The sequence below is a fragment of the Nonomuraea diastatica genome (assembly GCF_004349015.1).
GTDB lineage: Bacteria > Actinomycetota > Actinomycetes > Streptosporangiales > Streptosporangiaceae > Nonomuraea > Nonomuraea diastatica.
This window is the reverse complement of record NZ_SMKP01000221.1, coordinates 1-16,434: the sequence shown is the minus strand read 5'-3', so window position 1 is coordinate 16,434 and position 16,434 is coordinate 1. Positions and strand designations below refer to the sequence as shown.

Below are 16,434 nucleotides of genomic sequence, written 5' to 3'. Positions count from 1 at the left end.
GTCGGGGATCGGGCTGGCGACGTCGCGGGCGTTCGCGGCGCACGGCGCCGAGGTGGTCTGCGCGGACATCGACCTCGACGCCGCCCGGCGGGTCGCCGAGATGATCGGGAAGGACCTCGGGGGTACGGCACACGCGGCGCGGGTCGATGTAGCGGACATGGAGCAGATGGAGGGTTTTTCGCGAAATATCTTCACCCAATATGGAGTGCCGGACATTGTGGTGAACAATGCCGGAATCGCGGTCATTGGGTCGTTTCTCGACCACACCGTGGACGACTGGCGCAGGACCGTCGACATCAATCTCTGGGGCGTCGTGCACGGATGCCGCCTGTTCGCCGCCGCCATGGTCGAGCGCGGCCAGGGCGGCCACATCGTCAACGTCGCCTCCCTGGCCGCCTTCGCGCCCTCCCGGCTGCTGCCCGCGTACTCCGCCTCGAAGGCCGCGGTGAAGATGCTCAGCGACTGCCTGCGAGCCGAGCTGGCCGGGCACGACATCGGCGTCAGCGCCATCTGCCCGGGTTTCGTCTCCACGGCCATCGCGCACAACGCCACGTACACCGGTGCGGACCTGCACGACGACGCCGTACGCGGTCTGGCGCGGCGCGGATATCCAGCCGAGCGCGTGGCCGCACACGTTCTGCGTGCGGTGCACAGAAATCAGGCGGTCGTTCCGGTCAACCTGGAAGGAAAGATCGGATATGCCCTATCGCGGATTTCGCCACGGGTGATGCGCGGTCTGGCACGGTTGACCGGAACCACGTCGGTATCCAGAAATCGCGGGTAACGATCGCACGTAGGGGAGAAGATGATTCCGTGTCCTCGCCGCAAATTGATGACGACTGCAGCCAGCCCAAAGCACTCAGGCGGCAGCCCGCACAGCGCCGCAGCGCCCGGCGCGTCGAGCGGATGCTCGACGCCTGCGCCGAACTGCTCGACGAGACCGGGTACGAAGCCCTGTCCACCACACGCATAGCCGAGCGGGCAGGCGTGGCGATCGGGTCGGTCTACCAGTTCTTTCCCGACAAGCGTGCGATCACGCAGGAGCTCACCCGGCGCAACGTCGAGGAGTTCGTCCGCCGGGTCGACCGCAAGTTCCTGGAGGAGGACCATCGAGGGTGGTGGGAGGCGGTCGACGCGATCATCGACGAATACGTCGACATGCACCGCACGGTCGCCGGCTTCAAGAGCCTGCACTTCGGTGACGTCGTCGACCTCAACCTGCTCGACTCCGACTCCGACAACAACGCCGTGATCGCCGGGCGGCTGCGCGGGTTGTTCCTGAAGGAGTTCGGCCTGGCCGACAGCCCCGAGCTCGACCTCGCGATGCTGGTTGCGGTCGAGGCGGGCGACGCGGTGCTGAAACTCGCCTTCCGCCGCGACTCCGACGGGGAGCCGGAGATCATCGAGGCGGCCAAACACCTGATCCGCGGTTTCCTCTCCCGTCAACTGCGTTCCTGGTCGCCGCACGCCTGAGCGCTCAGTGGCCGCTCGCGTGCGGTGGCTCCGTCACCAGGCCGGACAGCCAGGCGGGCATGTCGTCCGGCTGCCAGTGCCGCCGTTGGCCGAGCGCGGCCGTCGGCACCTCGTCGTAGCCCGGCGCGGCAGGCGTGCGCAGGCAAGGCCCTGGGTAGGAGACGGGACGCGCGTCCCTGGCCTCCCTGATGTGCAGCCGGGTCTCCAGGGCGCGCAGGCTGCGCTCCGCCGACTCGATGGCCTCGAGACGGGCCGACAGATAACCCGCGAGGCCGGGGACGAGGGCCGACAGTACGACAGCGCAGGCCAGCGTGAAGGTCATCTGCTTGGACACGCCCATCACGGCCCCCTTCGCTCGCTTGACAGCGGAGCATCTGCTATATGCCCGTGACCTGCACGAACACGCTCAGGAGTCGCAGAGTTGGGCGAGTCGTTACCGATTTGTGAGTGTGTGGATTGACCAGGCAAACGGCCGGGCGGCTCGGTAGTCTCGCGGTGTGGCGCATGTGACCCGTGAGCACCTTGATCGTCTGCTTGAGCAGGCCCTATTGGCCGACGACCACGATTCCCTGGCCAGTCGGCTCTACGACGTCGCGCTCGACTATTCCTCGGGCGACGTCTCCCGGGCTTCCATCCTGGTCCTCGCCGCCGAGGAGTGGCGAGCGGCGGGCCAGCCCGCGCGCGCGATGGAGTGTTTCCAGCGCGCGGTCGAAGACGGTGGCGAGGCGGGTTTCGACCCGCGTGCCGGCATCGCCGACACGCTCTTCGAGCTCGACAGGCCCGATGAGGCGAGGGAGGTCATCGAGACGATACGCGCTGAGGGCAACGTCTCCACGGCGACCGCTCACACGATCGCCGAGACGCTCGTCGCCTACGGAGACCTCCGCGGTGGGCTCGAATGGGCCACCCAGGCGGTCCTCGACTGTGACGAGAACGACCCCGAGCAGGTGGCGCTGCTGCGCACCCGCTACCGCATCAGGGTCGATCTCGGGCTCCCCGAGGACGAGCTCGACGAGATGGTCTCCTGACCCGATCGCCCTCGCGTGACATCACGGCCCCTCCCCGGGCGAGGCCGCCGGTGGCCGGAGGTCACTGCGCCGTGCCCGCATGAGGGGCCCGCATGAGGGGCCTGACGGGCCCGCTTGACGGGCCCGCGCAAGGAGCCGTATCGGGACGCCGCGTCGAAGGCTCGCTCAAGAGGCCCGCACACGGCCCGCGTCAGGGCGGCAGGGTGCGAAGGGGCCGCGGCCGGACGGCCGCGGCCCCTTCGGCTATGGAGATCCGGGCGCGGCAGGCACGTTCCGTGCCCGGAGGAGATGGCCCGACGAGAAGGCCCGCCGGGATGACCCGACGACTTGGCCGGCGGACGGCGTGCTCACCGCAGGCCGAGGCCGTCGGTGAGCCCCGTGACGCCCGGCACCGCGGACCGGCCGCCGGTCAGCATCGAGGTGCCCTCGACGCTCTCCACCGCCTTCGGCAGCAGCACGCCGATGACGTCCTCGCCGACCTCACGGACGGGCTTGTCCAGGTCCTTCGGCGACCGGATGCTGGAGCCCGCGATGCGGTTGCCGCGGGTGGCCTGGCCGAGCGACATCTCCGCCGGCAGCTTGGCGAGCAGCGGCGTCTCGGGCAGGGACGGCAGGGACGGCAGCGCCGGCACGCTCGTCATGGTCGACATGTCCTTCATGCCGGTCCGGCCCGGCACCGTGGGGAACACCACAGGCGAGGCGGAGGTCAGCATGGGCATGCCCCAGGTCGCCGCGACCCCGCCGATGTCGGAACCGCCCAGCGCCGACTTTCCTGCGGCCAGGCCCGTCAGGCCCAGCTGCCTGGCCAGCCGCCCGGTCGCCATGGCCAGCTTGCCCGACTCCTCGGCGACCATCCGGCTGCCGCCCGAGCCGCCGTCGTTGATGCGCACCCTCGACTGCTCGTGACAGAAGGACAGGGCCGAGTCCGGAGACAGCAGGACCGGCTCGGTGTTCGCGCAGGAGTCAGCCGTCGACGGGGCCACGGCCCACCACGTGACACCAGCGGTCACAGCGGCCACCGCGAGGATGCTTCGGACTTTTTGGGATGACACTGCACGTCCCCCTGATCAATTTCGCTGATCTGACGAACGCTGAACGTAGCCAGCCGGCCGCCCGCGGGAGCGCGGCTTGTCGAAGTGTGGGGCGAACCTTACTCTTCCCCGTGCCGCATGACCGCGGCATGACACGCCGGAGCCCGGAGACCCCTCGGATCTCCGGGCTCCCGGCCGGGCCTCAGCCGCGCTGGATGAGCAGCTCGTCATCGCCGAGCTCCACCATGACCTTGTCGCCGTCGGCGATCTCGCCCGACAGCACCGCCTTGGCCAGCTTGTCGCCGATGGCCGACTGGACCAGGCGGCGCAGCGGGCGGGCGCCGTACATCGGGTCGTAGCCCGTCAGCGCCAGCCACTCGCGGGCCGCCGGCGTGACCTCCAGCGTCAGCCGCCGGTCGGCCAGGCGCTGCGCCAGACGGTCGACCTGCAGGTCGACGATGCGCGCCAGCTCCTCGGAGCCGAGCGCGTCGAAGAGGATCACGTCGTCGAGCCGGTTGAGGAACTCCGGCTTGAACGCGTTGCGCACCGCTCCCATGACGGCCTCACGCTTGGCGCCGTTCGCCAGCGTGGGATCGACGAGGAACTGCGAGCCGATGTTGGAGGTGAGGATCAGGATCGTGTTGCGGAAGTCGACCGTGCGGCCCTGGCCGTCGGTCAGCCGCCCGTCGTCGAGCACCTGCAGCAGGATGTCGAACACCTCGGGGTGGGCCTTCTCCACCTCGTCGAGCAGCACCACGGTGTAGGGGCGCCGCCTGACGGCCTCGGTGAGCTGGCCGCCCTCCTCGTAGCCGACGTAGCCGGGAGGCGCGCCGACGAGCCTGGCCACGCTGTGCTTCTCGGAGTATTCGCTCATGTCGATGCGGGTCATCGCCCGCTCGTCGTCGAACAGGAACTCCGCCAGCGCCTTGGCCAGCTCGGTCTTGCCCACACCGGTCGGCCCGAGAAACACGAACGAGCCCGTCGGCCGGTCGGGGTCGGCGATGCCGGCCCGGCTGCGGCGTACGGCGTCGGAAACGGCCTGTACGGCCTGCTGCTGGCCTATGAGCCGCTTGCCCAGATCCTCCTCCATGCGCAGCAGCTTGGCCGTCTCCGCCTCCAGGAGCCGCCCCGCGGGGATGCCGGTCCACGACGAGATCACCTCGGCGATGTCGTCGGCCCCGACCTCCTCCTTGACCATGGTGTTGTCGGGCTGCGCGGCCTCGGACGCGGACTTCAGCACCTGCTCCAGCCGCGGCACCTCGGCGTACATGAGCCGGGACGCGGCCTCGAAGTCGCCGTCGCGCTGGGCCCGCTCGGCGGCGCTCCTGGCCTCGTCGAGCTGCTTCTTCAGCTCGCCGACCTTGTTGAGCCCGGCCTTCTCGTGCTCCCAGCGGCCGACGAGAGCGTTGAGCTCCTCCTGGCGGTCGGCCAGCTCCTGGCGCAGGCGTTCGAGCCGCTGGACGGAGGCCTCGTCGGTCTCCTTCGACAGCGCCAGCTCCTCCATCTTCATCCGGTCGACGTTGCGCTGGAGCTGGTCGATCTCCACGGGGCGGGAGTCGATCTCCATGCGCAGCCGCGAGGCGGCCTCGTCGACCAGGTCGATGGCCTTGTCGGGGAGGAAGCGGCTGGTGATGTAGCGGTCGGACAGCGCGGCGGCGGCCACCAGCGCGCCGTCGGAGATCTGCACCTGGTGGTGGGCTTCGTAGCGGCCCTTGAGCCCGCGCAGGATCGCGATCGTGTCCTCGACCGTGGGCTCGCCCACGTAGACCTGCTGGAAGCGGCGCTCCAGCGCGGGGTCCTTCTCGATGCGCTCACGGTATTCGTCGAGCGTGGTCGCGCCGATCATGCGCAGCTCGCCGCGGGCCAGCATGGGCTTGAGCATGTTGCCGGCGTCCATCGCGCCCTCGGCGGCCCCCGCGCCGACGACGGTGTGCAGCTCGTCGATGAACGTCACGATCTGCCCGTCGCTCTCCTTGATCTCGGAGAGCACGGCCTTCAGCCGCTCCTCGAACTCGCCGCGGTATTTCGCGCCGGCCACCATCGCACCCAGGTCGAGTGCGATGAGCCGCTTGTTGCGCAGCGATTCGGGCACGTCGCCGGCCACGATGCGCTGGGCCAGCCCCTCGACGACGGCGGTCTTGCCGACGCCGGGCTCGCCGATGAGCACCGGGTTGTTCTTGGTGCGGCGGCTGAGCACCTGGACGACGCGGCGGATCTCGGAGTCGCGGCCTATGACCGGGTCGAGTTTGCCGCCCCTCGCGTGCTCGGTCAGGTCGACGCCGTACTTCTCCAGCGCCTGGTAGGTGTCCTCAGGGGTCTCGCTGGTGATGCGGGCGTGGCCGCGTACTTTCTCGAAGGCGTCGAGCAGCGCCTGCGGCGTCGCGCCCTGCGACTTCAGCAGGTCGGCCACGGGGCCGCCGTCGGCGGCCAGGCCCACCAGCAGGTGCTCGGTCGAGACGTAGAGGTCTTCGAGGCGGTTGGCGTGCTGGGCGGCGGTGTTCATCACCGTCAGGAGGTGGCGCGAGCTCGACGGCGCCCCCACGGTCGCGCCCTGCGCCTTCGGCAGCGCCGCCAGCTGCTCCTCCGCCCGTGCCCGCAGCGTGCGCCAGTCGGCGCCGACGGCTTCGAGCAGCGGCACGGCCGTGCCGCCGGTCTGGGAGAGCAGCGTGGTCAGCAGGTGAACGGGGGCGATCTCGGGGTTGCCCTCTGCGGCGGCACGCCGCATGGCACCCGAGAGCGCTTCCTGGCTCTTCTGGGTGAGCTTGTAGTCCATCGTTCTAGGCCCCCGGTGGCAGCTCGTAGCGGATCAGCGCTCGGACCATCCGCATCTCGGCACGCAGGCGGTGAACCTCCTCCCGCAGCCGCAGCGCTTCGTTCTCGAGCTCGAGAATCCGCTTGATGCCCGCGAGGTTGATGCCCTCCTCCTGGGAGAGCCGCTGCACCTCGCGGAGCTGGATGATGTCGCGTGTCGAGTAGAGGCGGCCGCGCCCCGCGGTGCGGCCGGGGCTGACCAGCCCCAGCCGGTCGTACTGGCGCAGGGTCTGGGGATGCAGCCCCGACAGCTGCGCGGCCACCGAGATCACATAAACGGGTGTGTCATCTGACAGGTCGAAATAGTTGGCGTCCATCGGCTACTCGCTTCTGGCTCGCTGAATGAGCTCAGCGCGTGGGTCCTCACTGGCGTTCGCGGTGTTGAACTCGGTGAGGAGATCGCGCGACTTGTCGTCGAGCGTCTTCGGCACCACCACTTCGACCGTCGCGAGCAGGTCGGCTCTGGTGCCGTCTTTCCGGGTGACGCCCCTGCCGCGCACGCGGAACGTGCGGCCGTTGGGCGTGCCCGGGGGGATGCGCAGCGTCACCGGCATGCCCTTGAGGGTGGGCACCTTGATCTCGGCGCCGAGAGCGGCCTCCGTGAACGTCACCGGGACGGTGATCGTCAGGTTGTCGCCCGACCTGCCGAACACGGCATGCGCTTTGACGTGCGTCTGGATGTAGAGGTCGCCGGCAGGGCCGCCATTCTCGCCCGGGGCGCCCTTGGCCTTGAGCCTGACCCGCTGGCCGTCGGCCACCCCTGCGGGGATGCGGGCCTGGATGGTGCGGGTGCTCTTGGCCCGGCCGCTGCCCTCGCACACGGGGCAGGGGTCGTCCACGATCAGCCCGCGGCCCTTGCAGTCGCGGCAGGGCTCTGAGAAGGCGAAGTTGCCCAGGTTGCGGCTGGCCGCCCCGGTGCCCTCACAGGTGGGGCATACCCTGGGGGTCGTGCCCGCCCTGGCGCCCGTGCCGGTGCACGCGGCGCAGGCGGCCGAACTCGTGAGCCTGAGCGACACCGTGGTGCCCTCGGCCGCTTCGGTGAACGTCAGCGTCACCTCGGACTCGACGTCCTGGCCGCGCCGCGGCCTGGACGTGGTCGAGGTGCGGGTGGAGCCGCCCCGGTTGAACAGCCCGCCGAACAGGTCGCCGAGCCGATCGCCCGCGCCTCCGCCCGAACCCGGCTGCGCCGTGCCGCCGAACAGGTCGCCGAAGTCGAACGGGAACCCGCCACCGCCGGCCCGCTGGCCGCCCACCCCGGACCCGAACAGCGTGCGCGCCTCGTCATATTCCTTGCGGCGCTTGCTGTCGGACAGGACGTCGTAAGCCTCGGAGACCTCCTTGAACCTGGTCTCCTTGGTCGCGTCGCCCTTGTTGGTGTCGGGGTGGTATTGCCTGGCCAGCTTCCGGTAGGCCTTTTTGATTTCGTCGGCGGTGGCGGTCTTGGGCACACCAAGGACGGCGTAGTAGTCCTTCTCCAAGTAGTCCTTGGTGCTCATCTACGGCCCTTCGTCCTTGTGTCAGTTGTCGTCGTCATCGGACGCGGGAGTGGCGTCCTCGGGCTCGGCGACGGCCACCCGCGCCGGGCGCAACACCCTGTCGCCCATCCGGTAGCCGAGCTGCAGCACCTCGATGGCGGTCGGCTCGGTCACCTCGGTCGAGTAGCTGTGCATCAGCGCCTCGTGGACCGTCGGGTCGAACGGGTCGCCCTTCTGCCCGAAGGGGCTGAGCCCCAGCTTGGTGAGCACTGCTTCCAGGGATTCCGCCACCTTCGCGAAACCTCCGGTCAGCTCACCGTGGTCGCGGGCCCTTCCGATGTCGTCGAGCACGGGAAGGAGCTCTGTCAGCGCCCCCGCGACCGCCTGCTCGCGGACCACCACCCGGTCGCGCTCGACCCGCCTGCGGTAGTTGGTGTATTCGGCCTGGAGCCGCTGCAGGTCGGCGGTCCGCTCGGCGAGCTGGGCCGCCAGCTCGCCGTTCTGCGCCTGCGGCGCCTCGGCGGGCGCCTCCTGCTCGTCGGCCGGGGCCTCGCGCACCTGGCCCGTCTCGGGATCGATCTTGCGGTTGTCGCGGATCACTGGCTCCTCGTGCCCGTTTTCACGCGGCGGCATCACTTGTCCTTCTTCGGCTGGTCTTCGTCGACGATCTCGGCTTCGACCACGTCGTCATCGGCCTTCTGGCCTTCCTGACCGGACGCGGCGTCCTGCGGGGCGCCCTCGCCGCCGGCCTGCTGGCCCTGGCTCTGGGCGTAGATCGCCGAACCCATCTTCTGGCTGACCGTGGCAAGCTTCTCCGCCGAGGTGCGGATGACGTCGGTGTCGGTGCCCTCCAGAGCCTTCTTCAGCTCCGCCAGGGCGTCGTTGACCTCGGTCTTGATCTCGCCGGGAACCTTGTCGTCGTTCTCGCGGAGGAACTTCTCCGTCTGGTAGGCGAGCCCGTCGGCGTTGTTGCGGACCTCGGCCTCCTCGCGGCGCTTCTTGTCCTCCTCGGCGTACGACTCGGCCTCGCGCATCATCCGCTCGATGTCGTCCTTCGGCAGCGCCGAGCCGCCAGTGATCGTCATCGTCTGCTCCTTGCCCGTTCCCAGGTCCTTGGCGGAGACGTTGACGATGCCGTTGGCGTCGATGTCGAAGGTGACCTCGATCTGCGGGATGCCGCGCGGCGCCGGGGCGATGCCGGTCAGCTCGAACGTGGCGAGCTTCTTGTTGTAGGAGGCGATCTCGCGCTCGCCCTGGTAGACCTGGATCTGCACCGACGGCTGGTTGTCCTCGGCCGTGGTGAAGACCTCGGAGCGCTTGGTCGGGATCGTCGTGTTGCGCTCGATGATCTTCGTGAAGATGCCGCCCTTGGTCTCGATGCCCAGCGACAGCGGGGTCACGTCGAGCAGCAGGACGTCCTTGACCTCGCCCTTGAGCACACCGGCCTGCAGGGCGGCGCCGATGGCGACGACCTCGTCGGGGTTGACGCCCTTGTTGGGCTCCTTGCCGCCGGTCAGCTCCTTGACGAGCTCGGAGACGGCGGGCATGCGGGTCGAGCCGCCGACGAGCACCACGTGGGCGATGTCGGCCACCTTGATGCCGGCGTCCTTGATGACCTGGTTGAACGGGCCCTTGGTCCGCTCGAGCAGGTCGGTCGTCAGCCGCTGGAACTCGGAGCGCGTCAGCTTCTCGTCGAGGTGCAGGGGGCCCTCGGCCGAGGCCGTGATGTAGGGCAGGTTGATGTTGGTCTCGGACTGGCTGGACAGCTCGATCTTGGCCTTCTCCGCCGCTTCGCGCAGACGCTGCAGGGCCATCTTGTCCTTGGCCAGGTCGACGCCGTGAGCGTTCTGGAAGCGCTTGACGAGCTCGTCGACGACGCGCTGGTCCCAGTCGTCGCCACCGAGGTGGTTGTCACCGGAGGTGGCCTTGACCTCGACGAAGCCGTGGCCGTCCTCCTGGCCGACGTCGAGCAGGGACACGTCGAAGGTGCCGCCGCCGAGGTCGAAGACCAGGATGGTCTGGTCCTGCTCCTTGTCGAGCCCGTAGGCGAGGGCCGCGGCGGTCGGCTCGTTGATGATGCGGAGCACGTTGAGGCCCGCGACCGTGCCGGCCTCCTTGGTGGCCTGGCGCTGGGCGTCGTTGAAGTAGGCCGGGACGGTGACCACCGCGTCGGTGATCTTCTCGCCCAGGTAGGCCTCGGCGTCCTGCTTGAGCTTCTGCAGGACGAAGGCGCTGATCTGCTGCGGCGAGAACTTCTTGCCGTCGATCTCCTGGGACCAGGTGGTGCCCATCTCCCGCTTGACCGACCGGATCGTTCGGTCCACATTGGTGACCGCCTGGCGCTTGGCGACCTCGCCGACCAGGACCTCGCCGTTCTTCGCGAAGGCGACCACGGACGGCGTGGTCCGCGAGCCCTGCGCATTCGCGATGACGGTGGGCTCACCGCCCTCGAGAATCGAGACGACGGAGTTGGTCGTCCCAAGGTCGATACCTACCGCACGTGCCATGAGTGAGTCCTTGTAGTCAAAGTTGAGTCTGTCAGACTCAAGCTAACGGATGTGTGTCGTCTTTGGCAAACGACTTGAGCCTACTCGACTCAACCCTCATGAGCGCCGAGACATTCCCGAAATAAAGGCCACACCACGCGCAACGGGGCAACGAGGTCTAGGGTTCCGCGCACAGCGAATCCCCGGCGCCGTGGGTGCGTTGCCGGGGGTTCGCGGGCTTGGCGGCTCTCGTTACGGCTTGGCGCCGTCCACCACCTTGCGCTCGCCGAGCGGCTTCTTGAGCTTGACCGTGGTGGTCTTCTCGATCGCGATCATGATGCAGGAGACGTTCTTGGCCTTGGGGGACGTGCCCTCGTACAAGGTGACCGTGACGCGCTTGGACGTCTCCTTGACCTTGACGCGGTCCAGCACCGTGCAGGGCTCCACCCCCGACTGCCACGTCAGCTGGAGCTTCTTGCCCTTGGCGACCGGCTTGGCCTTGGCCCAGCGAGCCTTGTGCACGTTGATGGCGTCGCCCGTCGGCTTGACCTGCTTGGGGCCCTTCGGGGGCGCCTTGCTGGGCGTGGTGCCGACCGGGTTGGACACGACGGGCGGCTTGTCCTGGCTGGGGGAGGAGGCCCGCTCGGCAGGCTGGGCCGTGCCGCAACTCGTCGCCAGCATCAGACATCCGGCCAGAAGGGTCGCTGTCATTGTCCGCATACCCCTACGACGGATCCCGCCGGTCGCCGGTTCACCATAGTGTGGACATGTGCTCCGTCAGGCATTGCTCGCTGTCTCCAAGAGCCGGCGCGCCGAGCGCGTCATCGCCGCGTCGCCGCTGACCAGGGATGTGGTCAGGCGCTATGTCGCCGACGACGCCGGCGCCGCGATCGACGCGTTGTCCCGCACGGGGTTGCGCGTCTCCGTCGACCACCTCGGCGAGGAGGTGACCGGCCGGGCGCAGGCCGAGGGCACCGTCGCCGCCTACCTCTCGCTGCTCCGCCTGCTGCCGGCGGGCGCCGACGTGTCCGTCAAACTCACGGCGCTCGGGTTGCGGCTGTCGGAGGAGCTCGCGTTCGAGCACGCCGCGGCCATCTGCAGGGCCGCCGCGGCCAGAGACGTCACGGTGACGCTCGACGCGGAGCAGCACGACACGATCGCCATGCTGCACGCCGTGCACGCCGCGCTGCGCAAGGAGCACCGGGACGTGGGCGTGGTGGTGCAGGCCTACCTGCCCGACTCGCTCGACCGCTGCGAGCAGCTCGGCGACGCCCGGGTGCGGCTGTGCAAGGGCGCCTACACGGCTCCCGGCGCCTACACCTCGACCGCCGACATCGACCGCTCGTTCGTACGCTGCCTGAAGGTGCTGATGGCCGGCGCCGGCTATCCGATGGTCGCCACCCACGACCCCAGACTGGTGCGCATCGCCTCGACGCTCGCCGTGCTCGACGGCCGCGACCCGGCCGGTTTCGAATATCAGATGTTGTACGGCGTGCGCCCCGACGAGCAGGCCCGCCTGGCGGCCCTCGGCTTCACGATGCGCGTCTACGTCCCCTACGGCGCCGACTGGTATCCCTACCTGATGCGCCGCCTGGCCGAGCGCCCCCGCAACCTGGCCTTCTTCCTGCGCTCCCTGCTGTCACGAGGCTAGCCCGCGACGCCGGTGACGGCCGGTAAGCTGCATCAGCGTCTATTCCTCGAGGGGCGGAAATGATCGCGATTCTGGGCACAGGCAAGATGGGCGAGGCGCTGCTGTCGGGGCTGCTGCGCGCCGGCTTCAAGCCCGGCGACATCATGGTGACCACGCGCAGGGCCGACCGGGCGCAGGCGCTGCGCGAGACCTACGGTGTGCGCACCGTCCCCAACTCCGAGGCGGCCAAGGCGGCCGACACGCTGATCCTCGCCGTCAAGCCCCAGGACATGGCCACGCTGCTGGCCGAGATCGCCCCCTACGTGCCCGCCGACCGCCTGGTGATCACCGCTGCGGCCGGCATCACGACGTCGTTCGTGGAGCAGCGGCTCGGCGTCGAGGTGCCGGTGGTCAGGGTGATGTCCAACACGCCCATCAGGTTCGACGAGGCGATGAGCGTGATCTCGGCGGGCGCGCACGCGGGCGAGGAGCACCTCAAGCTCACCGAGGCGCTGCTCAGCCCCGTCGGCAAGGTGCTGCGCATCCCCGAGTCGCAGCAGGACGCCGCCACCGCGCTCTCCGGCAGCGGCCCCGCCTACTTCTTCTACCTCGTCGAGGCCATGGTGGACGCGGGCATCCTGCTCGGCATGCCGCGGGCGGCCGCGCTCGACATGGTGACCCAGTCCATCGTCGGTGCCGCCGTGATGTTGCGTGACTCGGGCGAGCACCCGGTGATCCTGCGCGAGGCCGTCACCTCTCCTGGCGGCACCACGATCGCGGCCATCGCCGAGCTCGAGCGCCACAGCGTGCGGGCCGCGTTCCTGGCCGCCATCGAGGCGGCCCGCGACCGCGGCCGCGAGCTCGCCTCCGGCTGACCGCTCAGGCGTCGCGCCGCCGCATCAGCACGGCGCCGACGATCATGGTCACGGCGATCCAGACGAGATAGACGCCGAAGCCGCTCCACGGGCCGAACGACGTGTTGCGGACCAGCGGGACGGCCACCTGCATGCCCGCGTTGGTGGTGAAGTGGTCGGCCACCGTCCGGCCCACCTGGCCCGGCAGCATGCCGGTGATCTGGGGCAGCACCAGCATCAGCGCGATGGCTGAGACGATCGCGCCGGGCGTGTGGCGTACGAGCGTGCCCAGCGCCAGCCCGAACAGGCCGCACGCGGTGAGGTAGAGGCCGCAGCCCACCACCGTCCGCACGGCCTCTCCCATGTCGAGCGAGGGCGGCTGGATGATGGCGACGCCCACGGCGAGCGAGGCGGCCGACGCGACCGTGCACACGAGAAGGGAGGTGACCGTGAACACCACGATCTTGCCGGTCAGCAGGCTCATGCGCTTGGGCACGGCCATCAACGACGTGCGGATGCCGCCCGTACGGTATTCGCTGGAGATCACCAGCACGCCCAGCGTGGCGATGGAAAGCGACGCGAACATGATGCCGGTCAGGCTCAGCATGACGGCCTGAGCGCCGGGGATGTCGTCCTCGGTCGAGCCCCTGGCCGCGGAGGCGATGAGCGCGCCGATGCCCAGCATCAGCCCGGCGGTGACGGCCAGTGTCCACATCGTGGAGCGAACTGAGCGGATCTTGGTCCATTCGGACCTGAGGATGTCGATCATGATATGAACTCCAGGCTGTCCTTGGTCAGCTCCATGTACGCCGCTTCCAGCGAGGGCTGCACGAACGTCAGCTCCTCCAGCGGGATCCCGGCCCGCGCGGTGAGCGTGCCGATCTCGACCGGGCTCATCGCGGTCACCCGCAGGTGGTCGTGGTGGGCCTCGCCCACCTTGATCAGCTCGGCGACGTCGGCCAGCCGCGGCGAGCGCACCCGTACGTAGCCCTGCGAGCTGCGCCCGATGAACTCCGCCACGCTCGTGTCGGCGATCAGCGTTCCCTTGCCGATCACGATCAGGTGGTCGGCGGTCTGCGCCATCTCGCTCATCAGATGGCTGGAGACGAACACCGCGCGGCCCTCGGCCGCCAGCTCGCGCATGAACGTGCGGATCCACAGGATGCCGTCGGGGTCGAGCCCGTTGACGGGCTCGTCGAACAGCAGGATCTCCGGGTCGCCGAGCAGCGCGGCGGCGATGCCCAGGCGCTGCGACATGCCCAGCGAGAACCCGCCGATCCGGCGCCCGGCCACCTCGCGCAGGCCCACGGCCTGCAGCACCTCGTCCACACGGCCGTTCGGGATGCCGTTGCTCTGCGCGATGGCCAGCAGGTGCTTGCGGGCGCTGCGCCCGCCGTGCACGGCCTTGGCGTCCAGCAGCGCGCCCACCTTGCGCAGCGGGTGCTTCAGCTCGGCGTACGGCCGCCCGTCCACGAGCGCCGAGCCGCCGGAGGGCCGGTCGAGCCCCAGGATCATCCGCATGGTCGTGGACTTCCCCGAGCCGTTGGGGCCGAGGAAACCGGTCACCCGGCCCGGCTCGACGCCGAACGACAGGTCCGACACGGCGACGGTCGTGCCGTAGCGCTTGCTCAGGTTCGTTGCCCGTATCGCGGTCATGATCCCAGCGTGCCGTCGCGAGCAATCGTGTACCTCCTGCGCGGGAACCGCTTCCCGCGCGGGGGTCTGGGAGCCTGGTCCTACTCTCCCGGGTGGACGAGCGCCGCCTCGTAGGCCACGATCACCGCCTGCGCCCGGTCCCTGACGCCGATCTTGGCGAACAGGTTCGTCACGTGGTTCTTGACGGTCGAGGGGGAGACCGCCAGGGCCGTGGCGATCTCGGTGTTCGACCGGCCGCGGGCGATCAGCACGAGGATCTCCCGTTCGCGCTCCGTCAGGCCGGCCACCTCGGCGGGCACCGGGTCCAGGCGCCGCGGGCCCGCGTGCTGGCCTCCGGCGGCCCGTACGAACGTGCCGATCAGCCTGGTGAGCAGGCGCGGCGCGACGGCGGACTCGCCGCGGTGCACCACGCGCACGCCCTCGATCAGCTCCTCGGGGGAGACGTCCTTGGGCAGGAACCCGCCGGCTCCCGCCCTGAGCGCCGCGACCACGTTCTCGTCCAGGTCGAACGTGCTCAGCGCGAGCACCCGGACCTCCGGCAGCTCCGACGTGATCAGCTCGGTCGCGCGAACCCCGTCGAGGCCCGGCATGTGCAGGTCCATCAGCACCACGTCGGGGCGCAGCCGCCGGCACAGGTCCACCGCCCGCGCGCCGTCGCCGGCCTCGCCCACGACGCCCATGTCCGGCTGGGCGTCGAGCATCAGCTTGAAGCCCACGCGCACCAGCTCGTGGTCGTCGGCCAGCAGCACTTTGATCACGGTGTCTCCAGGGGGATGCGGGCGTAGACGCGGAAACCTCCTTGCGGGGCGCGGGGCCCCGTGGAGAGCTGGCCGCCGAGCAGCGCCACCCGCTCGGCCATGCCCCCGAGTCCGAACCCCGGCGACCCGGTCCCCTTCGTGCTGCCGTCGTCGACCACCTCGACCTCCACGGCGTCCGGTTCGTACGCGAGCCACACGCTCGCCCGCGCGCCGGGCGCGTGCTTGCGCGTGTTGGTCAGCGCCTCCTGCACGATCCGGTACACCGCGTGGTCCACGACGGCGGGCAGCGCGACGGGCTCCCCCTTGACGGTCAGGTGCGCGGGCAGCCCCGCCGACCTGGCCTCCTTGATCAGCGTGGGCAGCCGGTCGGCGCCCACCCCCGTGGCGGCGTCCGGCCCCTCGTGGCCGTCGGCCCTGAGCACGTCGAGCAGGCGGCGCATCTCGGACATCGCCTGGCGGGCGGTCTGCTCGGCGCTCTCCAGAGCGTTCCTGGTGACCTCCTGCTCGGGTGGGAGCGTGGCCCTGGCGCCGCCGACCAGGGCGTTGATCACGGTGATGTGGTGGGCGACCACGTCGTGCAGCTCCCTGGCGATGCGCCGCCGTTCGGCGCGGACCGCGGCGTCGGCGGCCTCGCGCCGGCCGCGTTCGTTCAGCTCGGTCCTGAGCCGGACGAGCTGCCCGATCCCCAGGAACACGCCGACGGTGAACAGGGCCATCACCCAGCCGCCGCCGACGCCGTCCAGCTCCAGCGCCGTCGCGTAGGCGGCGAACGCCGCGGCCCCGGTGATCGCGGTCGTCCGGCCGGAGGTGTAGCGGCCCAGGCTGTAGTAGGCGATGGCCGCGGGCACGTTGCTGGACTGCACGATCTCCGCCGCCACGCCCACGACGTCGAGCCCGGTGACCAGCGCGGTGACCAGGACCGGTCGGTGGCGCCGCATGAGCAGGAGCGTGACGCCCGCCGTGTAGTGCACCGCGCCGACGGCGACCGGAGTCGCGCCCTGGGCGATCATGATCGACAGCCCGATGATCCCGGGAAGCCCGAGCACGATCACCAGCGTCCGGTCGAAGACCTTGGGACGCCGGAAGAAGCGGAAGAGCGTGAGTAAGAGGCCGCGCGGATAGGGGCGTCTGCCGGGCGAGGATGTAATACAGGCACGGAGCCTCAAGATCACGTAGTTGTCTACGCTCCGTGATCGACAATGAGGATCGTCCGTGCCTGTCTTGCCATCATG

At 69.8% G+C, this 16,434-nt stretch carries 16 protein-coding genes and 1 pseudogene; 5 read left to right on the top strand and 12 right to left on the bottom strand.

Going from position 1 to position 16,434, the window contains the following annotated elements; all coding sequences use genetic code 11:
• Both E1294_RS45415 and E1294_RS45410 read left to right on the top strand, forming a co-directional pair.
• A partial coding sequence (locus E1294_RS45415) for an SDR family NAD(P)-dependent oxidoreductase (RefSeq protein ID WP_132517920.1) occupies positions 1-784 on the top strand: 784 nt, incomplete at its 5' end.
• Positions 785-813: 29 nt separating this feature from the next.
• Positions 814-1,473 (top strand): TetR/AcrR family transcriptional regulator, encoded by a 660-nt coding sequence (locus E1294_RS45410; protein WP_246083736.1) that lies wholly within the window; start codon positions 814-816, stop codon positions 1,471-1,473.
• A 4-nt stretch (positions 1,474-1,477) separates the two neighbouring features.
• Here the strand turns inward: E1294_RS45410 and E1294_RS45405 are convergent, their stop codons facing one another.
• On the bottom strand, positions 1,478-1,813 hold the full coding sequence (locus E1294_RS45405; protein ID WP_132517918.1) for a hypothetical protein: 336 nt from the start codon (positions 1,811-1,813) through the stop codon (positions 1,478-1,480).
• A gap of 157 nt (positions 1,814-1,970) precedes the next feature.
• Between E1294_RS45405 and E1294_RS45400 the strand changes: the two genes are divergently transcribed.
• Entirely contained in the window at positions 1,971-2,501 is a 531-nt protein-coding gene (locus tag E1294_RS45400; RefSeq protein WP_246083735.1) for a tetratricopeptide repeat protein, read from the top strand.
• Positions 2,502-2,848: 347 nt separating this feature from the next.
• Here the strand turns inward: E1294_RS45400 and E1294_RS45395 are convergent, their stop codons facing one another.
• The 7 genes and pseudogenes from E1294_RS45395 to E1294_RS45365 form a co-directional block, all read right to left on the bottom strand.
• Complete coding sequence (locus tag E1294_RS45395) at positions 2,849-3,511, bottom strand: hypothetical protein (protein ID WP_132517916.1); 663 nt, start codon at positions 3,509-3,511, stop codon at positions 2,849-2,851.
• A gap of 223 nt (positions 3,512-3,734) precedes the next feature.
• Positions 3,735-6,305, bottom strand: a complete 2,571-nt coding sequence (clpB, locus tag E1294_RS45390; RefSeq protein ID WP_132517914.1) for an ATP-dependent chaperone ClpB — start codon at positions 6,303-6,305, stop codon at positions 3,735-3,737.
• A gap of 31 nt (positions 6,306-6,336) precedes the next feature.
• Positions 6,337-6,660 (bottom strand): annotated as a pseudogene (locus E1294_RS45385) (heat shock protein transcriptional repressor HspR); the annotation flags it as partial.
• Positions 6,661-6,663: 3 nt separating this feature from the next.
• Positions 6,664-7,839: a molecular chaperone DnaJ gene (gene dnaJ, locus E1294_RS45380; protein WP_132517912.1), complete on the bottom strand. Its 1,176-nt coding sequence runs from the start codon at positions 7,837-7,839 to the stop codon at positions 6,664-6,666.
• Between the two features lie 21 nt (positions 7,840-7,860).
• Complete coding sequence (grpE, locus tag E1294_RS45375; RefSeq protein WP_132517910.1) at positions 7,861-8,451, bottom strand: nucleotide exchange factor GrpE; 591 nt, start codon at positions 8,449-8,451, stop codon at positions 7,861-7,863.
• Positions 8,451-10,325 (bottom strand): molecular chaperone DnaK, encoded by a 1,875-nt coding sequence (dnaK, locus tag E1294_RS45370; protein ID WP_132517908.1) that lies wholly within the window; start codon positions 10,323-10,325, stop codon positions 8,451-8,453. Before dnaK ends, grpE begins: the two co-directional genes overlap by 1 nt.
• A 231-nt stretch (positions 10,326-10,556) precedes the next feature.
• A complete protein-coding gene (locus E1294_RS45365; RefSeq protein WP_246083734.1) occupies positions 10,557-11,015 on the bottom strand; it encodes a hypothetical protein in 459 nt (152 codons plus the stop codon).
• Positions 11,016-11,073: 58 nt separating this feature from the next.
• Between E1294_RS45365 and E1294_RS45360 the strand changes: the two genes are divergently transcribed.
• Positions 11,074-11,955: a proline dehydrogenase family protein gene (locus tag E1294_RS45360; protein ID WP_132517906.1), complete on the top strand. Its 882-nt coding sequence runs from the start codon at positions 11,074-11,076 to the stop codon at positions 11,953-11,955.
• A gap of 59 nt (positions 11,956-12,014) precedes the next feature.
• Positions 12,015-12,809: a pyrroline-5-carboxylate reductase gene (gene proC / locus E1294_RS45355; RefSeq protein ID WP_132517904.1), complete on the top strand. Its 795-nt coding sequence runs from the start codon at positions 12,015-12,017 to the stop codon at positions 12,807-12,809.
• 4 nt (positions 12,810-12,813) lie between these two features.
• Here the strand turns inward: proC and E1294_RS45350 are convergent, their stop codons facing one another.
• The 4 genes from E1294_RS45350 to E1294_RS45335 form a co-directional block, all read right to left on the bottom strand.
• Complete coding sequence (locus E1294_RS45350) at positions 12,814-13,557, bottom strand: ABC transporter permease (protein ID WP_132517902.1); 744 nt, start codon at positions 13,555-13,557, stop codon at positions 12,814-12,816.
• Positions 13,554-14,444 (bottom strand): ATP-binding cassette domain-containing protein, encoded by an 891-nt coding sequence (locus E1294_RS45345; protein ID WP_132517900.1) that lies wholly within the window; start codon positions 14,442-14,444, stop codon positions 13,554-13,556. Before E1294_RS45345 ends, E1294_RS45350 begins: the two co-directional genes overlap by 4 nt.
• An 80-nt stretch (positions 14,445-14,524) precedes the next feature.
• Positions 14,525-15,202 (bottom strand): response regulator, encoded by a 678-nt coding sequence (locus E1294_RS45340; protein ID WP_132517898.1) that lies wholly within the window; start codon positions 15,200-15,202, stop codon positions 14,525-14,527.
• Positions 15,199-16,374: a sensor histidine kinase gene (locus E1294_RS45335; RefSeq protein ID WP_132517896.1), complete on the bottom strand. Its 1,176-nt coding sequence runs from the start codon at positions 16,372-16,374 to the stop codon at positions 15,199-15,201. Before E1294_RS45335 ends, E1294_RS45340 begins: the two co-directional genes overlap by 4 nt.
• Positions 16,375-16,434 lie beyond the last annotated feature (60 nt).